At 59.8% G+C, this 13,500-nt stretch carries 11 protein-coding genes; 5 read left to right on the forward strand and 6 right to left on the reverse strand.

The genetic code is table 11. The features are described from left to right. Window positions 1-59: 59 nt before the first annotated feature. On the forward strand, window positions 60-494 hold the full coding sequence (locus AAE029_RS21260; protein ID WP_371074887.1) for a DUF2165 family protein: 435 nt from the start codon (window positions 60-62) through the stop codon (window positions 492-494). 142 nt (window positions 495-636) lie between these two features. Here the strand turns inward: AAE029_RS21260 and ligD are convergent, their stop codons facing one another. Next, window positions 637-1,692, reverse strand: coding sequence for a non-homologous end-joining DNA ligase (ligD, locus tag AAE029_RS21265; RefSeq protein ID WP_371074888.1), 1,056 nt, complete (start codon window positions 1,690-1,692; stop codon window positions 637-639). Window positions 1,693-1,944: 252 nt separating this feature from the next. Next, the gene (locus AAE029_RS21270; RefSeq protein ID WP_371074889.1) at window positions 1,945-2,535 is read right to left on the reverse strand and encodes an SOS response-associated peptidase family protein; all 591 of its coding nucleotides are present in this window, start codon (window positions 2,533-2,535) and stop codon (window positions 1,945-1,947) included. 297 nt (window positions 2,536-2,832) lie between these two features. Here AAE029_RS21270 and AAE029_RS21275 point away from each other — a divergent pair, with 297 nt between their 5' ends. Beyond that, window positions 2,833-3,330, forward strand: coding sequence for an SOS response-associated peptidase family protein (locus AAE029_RS21275; protein ID WP_371075047.1), 498 nt, complete (start codon window positions 2,833-2,835; stop codon window positions 3,328-3,330). Here AAE029_RS21275 and dinB read toward each other — a convergent pair. Next, a complete protein-coding gene (gene dinB, locus AAE029_RS21280) occupies window positions 3,327-4,418 on the reverse strand; it encodes a DNA polymerase IV (protein ID WP_371074890.1) in 1,092 nt (363 codons plus the stop codon). The genes AAE029_RS21275 and dinB overlap by 4 nt on opposite strands. A gap of 444 nt (window positions 4,419-4,862) precedes the next feature. On the opposite strand from dinB, the gene AAE029_RS21285 reads away from it, so the two are divergent. From AAE029_RS21285 to AAE029_RS21295, 3 genes are read left to right on the forward strand one after another with little or no spacing between them, the layout of a single operon-like run. Then, a complete protein-coding gene (locus tag AAE029_RS21285) occupies window positions 4,863-5,624 on the forward strand; it encodes an ImuA family protein (protein ID WP_371074891.1) in 762 nt (253 codons plus the stop codon). After that, window positions 5,545-7,059 carry a DNA polymerase Y family protein gene (locus AAE029_RS21290; protein ID WP_371074892.1) on the forward strand — a complete coding sequence of 505 codons (1,515 nt, stop codon included), beginning with the start codon at window positions 5,545-5,547 and terminating at the stop codon, window positions 7,057-7,059. Before AAE029_RS21285 ends, AAE029_RS21290 begins: the two co-directional genes overlap by 80 nt. Beyond that, on the forward strand, window positions 7,059-10,322 hold the full coding sequence (locus AAE029_RS21295; protein WP_371075048.1) for an error-prone DNA polymerase: 3,264 nt from the start codon (window positions 7,059-7,061) through the stop codon (window positions 10,320-10,322). The genes AAE029_RS21290 and AAE029_RS21295 overlap by 1 nt, the downstream gene beginning before the upstream one ends. A gap of 219 nt (window positions 10,323-10,541) precedes the next feature. Here AAE029_RS21295 and AAE029_RS21300 read toward each other — a convergent pair whose 3' ends face one another. From AAE029_RS21300 to AAE029_RS21310, 3 genes are all read right to left on the reverse strand, one after another. Further along, entirely contained in the window at window positions 10,542-11,456 is a 915-nt protein-coding gene (locus tag AAE029_RS21300) for an alpha/beta hydrolase (RefSeq protein WP_371074893.1), read from the reverse strand. Window positions 11,457-11,706: 250 nt separating this feature from the next. Beyond that, entirely contained in the window at window positions 11,707-12,492 is a 786-nt protein-coding gene (locus AAE029_RS21305; protein WP_371074894.1) for an SDR family oxidoreductase, read from the reverse strand. A 40-nt stretch (window positions 12,493-12,532) separates the two neighbouring features. After that, on the reverse strand, window positions 12,533-13,483 hold the full coding sequence (locus AAE029_RS21310; RefSeq protein ID WP_371074895.1) for a sugar-binding transcriptional regulator: 951 nt from the start codon (window positions 13,481-13,483) through the stop codon (window positions 12,533-12,535). Between the last annotated feature and the right edge of the window lie 17 nt (window positions 13,484-13,500).

Below are 13,500 nucleotides of genomic sequence, written 5' to 3' on the forward strand. Positions count from 1 at the left end.
TTATGAATGTTACGCGCTTGTCAAAGGCGTTTCTCGTCCTTTTGATCGGACTTTTCGGTGTGCTGGTCGCATCGAACAATATTTTTGACTATCAATCGAATTTCAATTTCGTCCAGCATGTCATGCTCATGGATACCACATTTCCGGGCAATGACTTGATGTGGCGCTCGATTTCTTCACCGTCCGCGCATCACGCGGCCTACTGGCTCATCATTGCCGGAGAGATGTCGGCCGGGGTACTCTGTGTCTGGGGAGCAATTGGGCTCATCAGGGCATCCACTCTCCCACGGGAGATTTTCTCAAAAGCGAAGCGAACGGCAACTTTGGGACTGACGCTTGGGATCTTCGTCTGGTTCTTCGGCTTCATGACGGTCGCTGCAGAATGGTTTCTGATGTGGCAATCGCAACAGTGGAACGGTGTGCAAGCCGCATTTCGATTTATCGTATGCATCGCCTTGGTTCTGATTTATTTAAATCAGCCGGAATCCGATTAAGCCTGCTTGATCTTCATGTCCCTTGAATCAGTCAGCGCAGACGATGGGCGCAAGATCATTTCAATGATGTGACGAGCGAGCCACTGGTCCGATTCTCATCAACAGCGTCGCGGGTTCCGCGGCGTGTCTGGGACAATACCCTTCATGTCGGTCCCCTGCCAATACGGTAGACTGACGCATTATCCTGCCGCTCACGCTGGCCCTTGTATGAGGGGTGCCGAAGCTTACCGTCATCGGTCCAAGCCCGATACTCGATTTCAGCGATCAGAGTCGGTTGAACCCAGATCGCGCCCTTGCGCTTAAGCTCCACCGGCGGCTTCGCCGTCTTGATCTTGTCGAGATCCTCCCGAAGACGGATTGTCTCGCGTTCTTTGAAACCAGTGCCTACACCGCCGACGTAGACGAGATCGTTACCCTGATAGGCCGCGAGCAGCAATCTTCCAATGCCACCCCGCGCCGCCGCGGAAGGCTCATAGCCGATGATAAAGAAGCTGTCGCTTTGGACGCATTTGATCTTGAGCCAGTCACCGAGACGACCCGATCGATAGGGCGAGTCGAGCTTCTTGGCGATGAGCCCTTCGAGCCCGTGCTCGCAGGCCGAAGCGAACAACTCGTCGCCGTCGGCCTCGATCGCTTCGGAAAGCCGGATGGCGCCGAGAGCCTCGGCTGGAATGACGCTCTCGAGCATCTGCCGGCGCTCGGAGAAAGTCATTCGCCGTAGATCATGCCCGTCTAGATACAGGATATCGAAGACGAAGAAGATCGCTTCAGCGGCACTTCGCTTGCCACCCCGGCCGCCGAGCGCCTGCTGCAGGCCTCCGAAATCGGAGCGGCCCTGTTCATCGAGCACGACGGCCTCGCCATCGAGGATCATCGTTCCGCCAAACCGAGACGCCGCCTGCGCGATCGACGGGAACCGATGCGTCCAATCATGGCCACCGCGAGTGATGACGCGGACTCGCGTCGGCTCGACGTGGATCGCGAGACGATACCCGTCCCATTTCACCTCGTAGATCCATTCCGTGCCTTTTGGAGGTTTCGATACTAGCAGCGCCAGACATGGCTCAATGCGATCTGGCATCGGGTCAAACGGCAGTACCGGCTGCGTTGGATCACGCGGTTTTCGTGCACGGCTTCGAAGCGGCGCTTCGGCGACGCCCAACAGGGGTTGCGTTCTTTTTCCCGGTGGCTTGGTCATACCGACAGTGCATCAGACGGGATCTGAAGAGTCGAGTCCTTGGACCGAGTGACTGTAGGGATTACTCACGCGATGCTGGCACTGCGAACGCCAACTCCGTGGACATAACTGAAATTCAACAGCATGCCCGCGGAAAGGGGCGATCAGACCGGCATCTCTGGTGCCAGTACGCAGTCTATGCGGGGCACTTGCGGAACGGGTAACAGACCGGTTGCAGCCGGGTGAAGCGAGATGCGAAGGCTGCCGTCGGGATCACCCAACCTGTTCCACAGCGAGAGTGCCGGCCGCGAGCGGCCTGATCAGCGACTTTGCCGGAACGGTCGGATCGAGCCAGCCGGCCCAGGCGCTGTGCTCCAGGATGACGATCTGTCGATCATGATATGGGGCAATGTCGGGACCAGGCTCCATCGTCAGCATGGTGAAGGCTTGCCCGACCTCCGGCGTTTCGCGCCAGATGCCGGCGATACAGAAGATCGGCTCATTCTTCTTGGTGAATAACCACTTGTCCTTGCGCTTCTTTTTCGGGTCCTTCGGATCGGTGAACTCGTAAAAGCCATCGGCGACGATCAGGCAGCGATTGGACGTGAACTCCCGTCCTTCCGAGCGGAAATTATACACCGGCCGCTTGTTTGGCCCGGGCCAGCTCCAGCGCCGCTGCACGAGCTCACCCTCGTCACGGACCCCTTCGATGGTCCGGACGATCGGGCCGCTATCGGTGATCTTGATGTCCTCACGTGCCTCGATGTTCGGCGTGCCTTCGCCGAAGCGGATCTTGATCTTGAGGTCGGCGAAGTCCTCGACAATCGAGGCGACATCCACCATCAGGCGATAATCATTGCACATTGGGCCTCCTGTTCTACGCAAGCAGGTCAACTCGCCACCGAGCCGCTTCAGATGCAATATATGCTTCGATTGCACCAGGACGAGCAGCTCTTCGGCTTGCTTCGTTGGGAAATCGGCGAATCTTTTGATGAGTGCTGTTTGAGGCTCGAGAATGGTGGTCCCATCTCGGACGTGCCGTGGGACCATCTGAAATTCGGTTTCAACTGAGCGCATCGAGTTAGAATAGCAGTTTCCGAACATTCTTACGATGACGGCTACACGATTGCCGTGGGCGCTCGTTCCTGATATGTTCTTCCTATTATGAACGCGACCGTTTTTCGATCCGATGCCCCGCTCGATGAGCGGCGCGTCGTGATCAGACGCCATGATGGCGATGTGGAGATGGTGGAACTGGCCTGGGGCCTGCGTCCTCGAGACGGCGGTCCTCGCGCTGTGAACGTCGTACGATCCGAGGGACGGACGTTCCCGACCCACCGCTGCCTGGTGCCGGCGTCAGAATTTCGCCATAAGAGCTTCAGCTTTTCGCTCGCCAATGGCGACTGGTTCTATTTCGCGGGGATCTGGCGGCCGGAAACCGACGCTTGGCCTGAGGCCTACGCCATCCTGACGATCGAGGCGAACGCCGATATCGCGCCGTTTCACGATCGGCAGATGGCGGTGCTGACACGGGATCAAAGGATGGCCTGGCTTGACGGACTGGTGGCTGAAGACGAAATCCTGCGACCGTTGCCGCCAGGAACATTTCGGATCAGACGCCATGGAGCCGCTCCCGCCCAGCAAATGCTGGCGATCTAAAGGGCAAGGCGCAATTGTGGCTCCGCTCGGGTGGCCTGCCGCTCCAGCGACGACAGCGAGACGCCGAGCAGGCGAATGCCTTTGCGCGCCGGGAAAATCGGCGCCAGCAGCAGGTCGACCACCTCCTCGAGATCCTTGATTGCCGGCAGAGGTGCCATAACGGTCTTGCTGCGGGTGATCTGGCTGAAGTCGGCATATTTGACCTTCAGAGTGACGGTTTTGGCGCCGATCTCATTGGCCTCGCAGTAACCCCATACCTTCTCGATCAGCGGCTGCAGCCCTTCTCGCGCCTGGTCGTAGGAATGCAGGTCCTCAGAGAACGTGTCTTCCGCACCAACGGACTTCCGCACCCGGTCCGGTTTCACCTGGCGATTGTCGATGCCGCGGGCAATTCCGTAGAAATAGGGTCCCGACTTCCCGAAATGGTCGACCAGGAACTCTAGCGTCTTCTGCTTCAGATCGGCGCCGGTCTCGATCCCGAGCCGATGCATCTTTTCAGCCGTCGCCGGGCCGACACCATGAAACTTCTTGACGGGGAGAGCCTCGACGAAGGTTGGCCCGTTCTTCGGCGTAATGACGGCCTGACCATTGGGCTTGTTCAGGTCGGACGCCATCTTGGCGAGGAACTTGTTGTAGGAAATCCCGGCCGACGCATTGAGGCCGGTGACCTCTCTGATCTTCGCGCGGATCTCCGTTGCAATCTCGGTGGCGATCTCCATGCCCTTCAGGTTTTCGGTGACGTCCAAGTAGGCCTCGTCGAGTGAGAGCGGTTCGATCAGCGGCGTGTATTCGGCGAAGATCGCGCGGATCTGCAACGAGACGGCCTTATAGACCTCGAAGCGGGGTTTGACGAAGATGAGGTCGGGGCATTTCCGTTGCGCGGTTACCGAAGGCATTGCCGAATGAACGCCGAACTTGCGTGCCTCGTAGCTCGCGGCCGCCACGACCCCACGGGCGGCAGGATAGCCGACGGCAACCGGCAGGCCGCGCAGCTCGGGATTGTCGCGCTGCTCGACCGACGCATAAAAGGCGTCCATGTCGATGTGGACGATCTTGCGCGGACGCTCGCCGCCTTCCGCATTTGTCATGGCCTAGCTTTCATCAGGACCATATCCATTGCCCAAAGATGGGAAGTGCGCGCCGCATTTATCACCCTCCGGCGTCTGCATTCGCCAGCAGCCCATCGCGAGACGCCGGCGGATCACCGCGAAGCTCACACCGGTCCCAAACGTTTTTACCAGCAGCTTGCGCTCAACTGTGCACCGGCGATCGCACAGGCGGCAGATGAATTCAATGAGCGGCTCATGGTGATCCCTCAGTCTCGGATCCAGATCGTTCACAGGCTCCGGCCGAACCATGCGAAAAAATTCCCATTCCTGCCATCGATTTGAATCCATTCACCGAATCACTCGTCAGCTGCCGCGCTCAACTTCGGCGCGTTACGTGGCGCATTGACTCGTTTCCCTCATGAGAACAAATAAAGAACATATTCTCACATCTCAAGTCGAAAAACGGGTTGCCGTAAGGAGATCATGACTACAGCCGCCGCCACTTCGAATGCTGTTCTCGACGAGTTGCGCGAGAAAATCGCCAGCCTGGAAGGGACGGGCTTGCGTCGTCGAATGGTCCTGCCATTCGGTGTTGGCGAGATCGACGCGCAGCTGCCGGGCGGAGGTCTCGCCTATGGCGCGCTGCACGAAGTCGCCGGCGGCGGAAACGGCGCGATCGACGGGGCGGCAGCGGCGCTATTCATTGGCGGCATCGCAGCGCGCACCACCGGCAAGGTGGTCTGGTGCCTCTCTCGCTTCGATCTGTTCTTTCCGGCACTCGCCCAGGTCGGGCTTCATCCGGATCGCGTCATCTTTGTCGAATGCGAAAAGGAAGAGACGGTGCTGGCAAGCTTCGAAGAGGCCTTGCGTTATGGTGGCCTCGGCGCCGTCGTCGCCGAACTGGTGCGCCTGCCGATGACGGCGTCGCGCCGGCTGCAGCTTGCGGCGGAAAAGTCGGGAACGTTGGGTCTGGTGATCCGTCGCTGGCGGCGCCAGACGGAAGCCTCGGACTTCGGCATGCCAACGGCTGCGGCAACCCGGTGGCGGATCTCGGTACTGCCGTCCGAGCCACTCCCCGTGCCGGGCGTCGGCCGGGCGCGCTGGCTGGCGGAACTGATGCGGGTGAGAGCAGGAGAGGGAGGAGAATTCATTATCGGAGCATGTGATGGCCAGGGTCGTATCTGTCTTTCTTCCGACGCTGCCGACCGACAGGATCAGGCGCGCCGATCCTTCGCTCTCTCCTGACACGCCCCTCGTGGTGATCGCCAGGAGCGGCTCGAAGCGCTGGGTCGCAGCGGCCGATCGTGCAGCGCTTAAACTCGGCCTTCGTGTCGGCGTGCCCGCCGCCAAGGCGCAGGCGCTGGTTCAGGGCCTGATGATGATCGATGCCGATCCGGCGGCAGACCTCGCGGCGCTCGAACGGCTGACGCTCTGGGCCATGTCGCAATATTCTCCGATCGTCGCCATGGACCCTCCCGATGGCATCGTCATGGACACCGAAGGCGCCGACCATCTTCAGGGAGGCGAGGAGCTCATGCTCTCCGGCCTCGTCAACCGGTTCCGCGGCCGCGGTCTCCTTGCGCGAGCGGCGATCGCCGACACATGGGGTGCCGCGCATGCGCTCGCCCGCACCACGGATCGCGAGACGATCGTCATTCCGCATGGCAAGACAGCCAAGGCGGTGAACCAGTTGCCGCTTTCATCGCTGCGGCTGCCGGCCGAGACCGTCGCGAGCCTGCGCACTCTCGGTTTTGCCACCGTCGGCGATCTTGCGGCGACGCCGCGCGCACCGCTGACGCTACGCTTCGGGTCGGAGGTCGGACGGCGACTTGACCAGATGTTCGGACGCCTCGCCGAGCCGATCGATCCGATCCGGCCGGCAGATCTGATCGAGGTCCAAAAATCCTTTGCTGAACCGATCGGCGCGCCGGAAACGATCGAGAAATACATCACCCGCCTCGTGCGGCAGCTCTGTCTCGAGCTCGAGAAGAAGGGGCTAGGCGTGCGGCGCGCCGACCTGATCGTCCACCGCGTCGATAACACGCTTCAGTCGCTGCGGGCGGGCACGGCCAAGCCGGTTCGCGATATCGCCTGGCTGACAAAACTCTTCCGTGATCGCATCGAGAAGATCGAGCCCGGCTTCGGGATCGAGAAATTGAGCCTGGCCGCCGTCCTTGTCGAACCGCTCTTCAATGTGCAGTCGGCCTCCACCCTGATCGAAGAGCAGGTCACCGATGTGGCGCCGCTCATCGATGTGCTTGGTAATCGCGGCGGCCAGCGGATTTTCCGGGTTGCGCCGGTTGCAAGCGACGTTCCGGAGCGCAGCGTTGAGCGGATTGCACCGACGGCCGACGAGGTCGGCGCCACCTGGCCGCTCCATTGGCCGAGGCCTTCCCGGCTTTTGGCGCGACCGGAAGCGATCGAGGTGATTGCGCTTATGCCCGATCATCCGCCGGTCTCCTTCACCTGGCGCGGCAAGCGGCGTCGGGTGACGCGCGCCGACGGACCGGAACGAATTTTTGGGGAATGGTGGCAACGAAGCTCCGAGTGGATCGCCGTCCGCGACTACTTCGTCGTCGAGGACGATGTCGGCGAGCGCTTCTGGGTTTTCCGGTCGGGCGACGGCGTCGACGCGGACACCGGATCGCACAAATGGTTTCTGCATGGGGTGTTTGCCTGATGCGCTATGCCGAGCTGCAGGTCACCACGCATTTTTCGTTCCTGAGGGGCGCCAGCTCAGCGGAAGAACTGTTCGCGACCGCCAAAGTCATGGGCATCGACGCGCTCGGCATTGTCGACCGCAACAGCCTGGCAGGTATCGTCCGGGCGCTGGAGGCGTCGCGCGCCACCAGTCTGCGGCTGGTCGTCGGCTGCCGGCTCGATCTGGCCGACGGCATGTCAATCCTCGTCTATCCCACCGATCGTGCCGCCTACTCGCGGCTGACGCGGCTTCTGACCTTGGGCAAGGGCAGGGGCGGGAAGGCCAACTGCATCCTGCATCTCGATGACGTGGCGCTTTATTCGGAAGGCCTGATCGGCATCCTGGTTCCGGACATACCGGACGAGATCTGCGCCGTGCAACTCAGGAAGATGGCCGAGATTTTTAGCGACCGCGCCTATGTCTCGCTCTGCCTGCGCCGGCGGCCCAACGATCAGCTACGCCTACACGGGCTCTCGAACCTCGCGGTAAAACACCGGGTGAAGACCGTCGTCACCAATGACGTGCTGTTTCATGAGCCCGGCCGGCGGCAGCTGCAGGATGTCGTCACCTGCATCCGCACCGGCTCCACGATCGACGATGTCGGCTTCGAGCGTGAGCGGCACGCGGACCGCTATCTGAAGCCGCCGGAAGAAATGGCGCGGCTCTTTCCCCGTTACCCGGAAGCACTGGTACGCACGATGGAAATCGTCGAGCGCTGCAGGTTCTCCTTGGAAGAGCTGGTCTATCAATATCCCGAGGAAGCGCTGATACCGGGCATGACGGCGCAACAGTCGCTGGAGCACTACACTTGGGAAGGCGTGAAAACTCGGTATCCCGAGGGGTTGCCTGCGCATGTCGAAAAGACGATCCGTCATGAACTGACCCTGATCGAGACGATGAAATACGCCCCCTATTTTTTGACGGTCTTCTCCATCGTCCGCTACGCCCGATCGCAGGGCATTCTCTGCCAGGGCAGGGGATCGGCCGCAAATTCTGCCGTCTGCTATGTTCTCGGCATCACCTCGATCGACCCGGAAACCAATGATCTCCTGTTCGAGCGCTTCGTCTCACAGGAGCGTGACGAGCCGCCCGATATCGATGTCGATTTCGAGCATGAGAGGCGCGAGGAGGTGATCCAGTGGATCTACAAGACCTACGGCCATGACAAGGCGGCACTTTGCTCGACGGTCACCCGCTACCGCGCCAAGGGCGCCATTCGCGATGTCGGCAAGGCGCTCGGCCTCCCCGATGATCTGATTAAGGCGCTTTCCTCCGGCATCTGGTCCTGGTCGGAAACGGTCGGGGAGAGCCAGGTGCGTGGCCTCGGCCTCAATCCTGATGATCGGCGTCTCGCTTTGACGCTTACACTCGCGCAGCAGCTGATGGGAGCGCCGCGTCATCTTGGCCAGCACCCGGGCGGATTCGTCCTGACGCATGACAGGCTCGATCATCTCGTGCCGATCGAACCGGCAGCGATGGTCGACCGCCAGGTGATCGAATGGGACAAGGACGACGTCGAAGCGCTCAAAATGATGAAGGTCGATGTCTTGGCGCTCGGCATGCTGACCTGCATGGCCAAGGCCTTTGCGCTGATCAACGAGCACAAGCACCAGGCCATCGACCTCGCCACCATCCCGCAGGAGGACCCCGCGACCTATGCGGTGATCCGCAAGGCCGATACGCTCGGGACTTTCCAGATCGAGAGCCGCGCGCAGATGTCGATGCTGCCACGCATGAAGCCGAAGACCTTCTACGATCTCGTCATCCAGGTGGCGATCGTCCGTCCCGGCCCGATCCAGGGTGATATGGTGCATCCCTATCTTCGCCGGCGAGAGGGCAAGGAGAAGGTCGAATATCCGACGCCTGAACTGGAGGCGGTCCTCCACAAGACGCTGGGCGTGCCGCTGTTTCAGGAGTCGGCGATGAAGGTGGCGATGGTCTGTGCGGGCTTCACCGGCGGAGAGGCCGACCAGCTCCGCAAATCCATGGCGACATTCAAGTTCACCGGTGGCGTTTCACGCTTCAAGGAAAAGCTGGTCTCGGGGATGATCCGGAACGGCTATTCGCCGGAATTCGCCGAAAAGACATTCGGACAGCTCGAAGGGTTCGGCTCTTATGGCTTCCCCGAAAGCCACGCGGCCTCCTTCGCGCTGATCGCCTATGCCTCCAACTACGTGAAATGCCATTTTCCGGACGTCTTCTGTGCGGCGCTGTTGAACTCGCAGCCGATGGGTTTTTATGCGCCGGCGCAAATCGTCCGGGATGCCCGCGAGCATGGTGTCGAGGTTCGGCCGGTGTGTATCAACCGGTCACGCTGGGACTGCACGCTCGAGCCTATCGACGGCACCGACCGACACGCGGTCCGACTTGGTATGCGTATGGTCCGAGGGCTGGCAACTGCCGACGCGGCCCGCATTGTTGCAGCCCGAACCGATCAGCCATTCGATGGCGTTGATGACATGTGGCGGCGATCAGGCGTTCCAAGTGCATCATTGGTTGAACTGGCCGAAGCAGACGCGTTCCGACCGTCCCTTAGATTAGAGCGTCGCGATGCGCTCTGGTCAATCAAGGCGTTAAGAGATGAGCCTCTACCGCTTTTTGCGGCTGCCGCCCAGCGCGAAGCAAGGACGATCGCCGAGCAACAGGAACCGAACGTCGAACTCCGGCAGATGACACAGGGACATAACGTCGTCCTCGATTACGGGCATATAGGGCTGACGTTGCGCGCGCATCCCCTCAGCTTCCTTCGTCGAGAACTGACGGAACGTCAGATCGTCACCTGCACGGAAGCGATGTCCGCTCGTAATGGTCGGTGGCTGATGGCGGCCGGCCTGGTGCTGGTGCGCCAGCGCCCCGGTTCGGCGAAGGGCGTGATGTTCATCACCATCGAGGATGAAACCGGCATTGCCAATGTCGTCGTCTGGCCAAAGCTCTTCGAACGGTCGAAACGTGTGGTGCTCGGCGCCAGCATGATGGCGATCAACGGCAGGATCCAGCGAGAAGGCGAGGTGGTGCACTTGGTCGCCCAGCAGCTCTTCGATCTCTCGGCTGATCTGTCTGGGCTGGCCGGGCGCCACGGTGCGTTCCATCCGCCGACCGGCCGCGGCGATGAGTTCGCGCATGGCTCACCCGGCAGCCCGGATTCGCGCGAAAAGGCGCCGCCCGGCATTCGGGCCAGGGATCTGTTCACGCCGGATCTTCATATCGATACGCTGAAGGTGAAATCCAGGAATTTTCAGTAGATTTGCTGCTGACTAATGTTATCCACTGTGGGCGGTGGGTTCGATTCCGTTTAACTGCATAAAAATCGATGCAGCTTATCGCCTTCCAATTTACCAGGCCCATATCTCTCCAAGACACGATCGCATTTCTCAATACATCCCTTTAGGAATGCTAATGTGTTGTACCCTCTTGAAGTTGCGTGCTCCCGCTCTTAAGACCAAATTCTGTCGTTCGTTCGATCACCGGTTCTTCAGCATGAAATCGCGTAGACTTTTCGCCAATCGATGCTCGGCTTCCCACGCCAAACTGTGACCGCACTCTTCGAATACCTCTGACTGCTCGACGTTTTTCGCAACATTGAGCATTTGCTCACGGACCATAGGCCCAAAGAATTCAGGCGCCCCTATAGTCATCACAGGGAGATCAAGTTTCTCCTTGGAAAGGCGCCGATTGATTTCCGCATTCTTGAGGCCAGCACGATATGTCTCAAGGCAGCCGCGGAGACCGCCGGGCGCGGTGAGCCGAGCCACCCATTCGCTGATCGCCGAGTCGTCAATTGCCGTCGGGTTCCAGGTCTCAGCTTTGATCCAGTATTCCCAGAACTCTCGCTCGCGCCCGGTTATGAGCATTTCCGCGACATGAGGGATCCAGAAAAACGGCAGGTGCCAGTTCCAAACACCTTGCTGACGGTACTGTGCAGTAATATTTTCGGGCGTGAAAAACGAGAGCTCCTCGAGCCCAAGTCCCGACAGCATCATCTCGCAGAACGAAAGCGTCAGAACCCGCTCTCTCTCCGTCGCGGCAAGCGCATACGCAAATTCCGCACCACGATCCTCCCCATGAACGTGAAATTTGTCAAACCCTAGTTGGGTCATCAGTTCGGCCATGTCGCTGGCATTGGCTAGAGAGTCATATCCCTCCTCAGCGGGAGGCTTGTCGGTGTATCCAAATCCCCGAAGATCAGGAGCGACAACGGTAAAATGCTCGGTCAGCAGCGGCATCAGCTTCGCCCAGTAATATGAAGTCTTCGGCGTTCCATGAAGAAGCAACAGCGGCTCCCCCTGACCGCAAGTCACGTAATGCATTCGAATGCCATTAACGCGAGCTCGACCATGCTTAACTGCCTTGCCCGAATGGTCAAAAATGTCGACCATTGTTCCTCCTCATGTTCTTTGCTCTGCCAAAATCGGCACTTCCTCCGTTTCATCACCCTCTAAACGGAATCGCACCATCGTTCCACGAGAGCGAGTTCTACTTACGGACGAGATGCTGGATCAGCCCTGTTACCGCGAAAATCTTCTCAAGGAGATCCCAGTGGGACGCCTCGGAAAAGAGCGGGAGTGCGGCGAGCGTTGTGTTGCATTGAGCGGTCCCGCCAGGTGACTTCATGGCAGGGCGCGTTGACTACGACATGATCAGGCCGCCGTCGACGTTGATTGTCTGTCCCGTAATGTAGGCCGCGTCCGCAGAAGCAAGGAACGAGACCAACGCGGCCACCTCGGCCGGAGTGCCAGCCCGCCCCATCGGGATCCCTTCAACCCATTCGGCCATGAGTTCGCCGGGACCGTATTCGCCGAGCATCTGACCCCAGACGCGGTCATTGTAGTCCCACATCTCGGTGTGGATGATGCCGGGGCATATGGCGTTTACCGTGATGCCCTCCCGGGCGAGTTCCTTTGCCAGACTTTGCGAGAGTCCGACGACACCGAACTTCGACGCGGCGTAGTGCGGAGTGTAAATGAATCCCTGGCGTGCCTGTCCGGACGCGGTATTAATCAGCCGTCCCTTCGTCCCGCTTGCACGGAAGCGTCGGATTGCCTCTTGGCAGCAAAGGAAGACGCCTTTCGTGTTAACATCCAGGTTGAGGTCCCATTCACGCTCGCTCAGGTTTTCGACCTTCGCGATAGTGATTACGCCAGCATTCTGCACCGACACCGAGATCGCGCCAAGCTTGGCTTCGGCTTCGGCGTAGGCTTCCCGGACTGCCTTCGAATCGGTTACGTCGAGCGCCAGACCAATGATCTCAGCTCCCGTCTCCTTGGCAAGTGCTGCCGCTGCTTCGCGAGTGTCCTTCTCGATGGCTGCGATAGCGACTTTGGCGCCTTCTTCGGCAAAGCGCTTTGCGATGCCTCGGCCGATGCCCTTGTTGCCTCCGGTCACGAAGACGGTCTGGCCTGCGAAACGATTCATGGTCTTTCCTCCAGAATGCGCAGCAGGCCGACGGTTAGGATCAAGCCGTGAGCCGTGCTGCTGTGAATTTGTCGGTTACGAGAAGATCGATGATACCAAGCTTCAAGGCGCCAGCGATTGCTTGTGTTTTCGATTCCCCGCCAGCAAGCGCCATTACGCGATCGGTCCTGCGAAGTTCTTCCAGCGTTATCCCGATTACGCGGTCGTTCAGCGGTGTCTCGACAGGCTTTCCATCCTTGTCGTAGAAGCGGTACGAGATTTCGCCTACCGCACCAGCCTCCTGCAACATCGCCATTTCCTGGCGTGAGAATGTGTTTCCGGACCGGGCAAGGAGTTCCGACGGCTCTACAGCACCGATGCCAACGATCGCTAGGGTGAGCCGACCGAACAGATCCATCGTCTCTCGAACCACCGGGTCTGCGAGCAAGACGAGCTTCGCTTCGCGTGAGGACGTTATGCCTTGCACGAGAAGTAGACGCGGCTCTCCGCCCGTCAGGCGCGCAAGGCGCGCCGTCAATTGCGTGGCGTGTGTTTGAACAGAAGCGTCGCCCATACCACCGAGAATTTGCGCGACGTATTTGGCTCTGCCATTCTTGAGCGGATGGATGTTGTCCACCATACGCAAAATGGTCTGACTCCAGCTGGACACTCCGACGATCTCGTCCTGTTGGAGTGTGATCTCCAGGAAGTGCGCGGCAGCCTCCCCAATCCGGGCCATGATCGCCCCATCGCGATCCTCCGAACAGTCGATCACGATCGCTTCTGTCAAGCCGTATCGCTCGCGGAGTGCGGTCTCGAGTTCCGCAAACGTGCCTGCAGGAGGAATGACTGTCGTCCTGACGATATCTTCCTGCTCCGCGCGCTTCAGCATGCGCGAGACCGTAGCTTGCGACATCCGCATTGTTTCCGCGATCTCTAGCTGACGCTTGCCCTCGACGTAGTACATCTGCGCGATGCGTGCGATCAGTCGCAGCTCGTTTACGCGGCTCATGTGAATCTCCAATCATG

Origin of the sequence: Sinorhizobium sp. CB7 (genome assembly GCF_041357635.1) — a bacterium.
Taxonomy (GTDB): domain Bacteria; phylum Pseudomonadota; class Alphaproteobacteria; order Rhizobiales; family Rhizobiaceae; genus Rhizobium.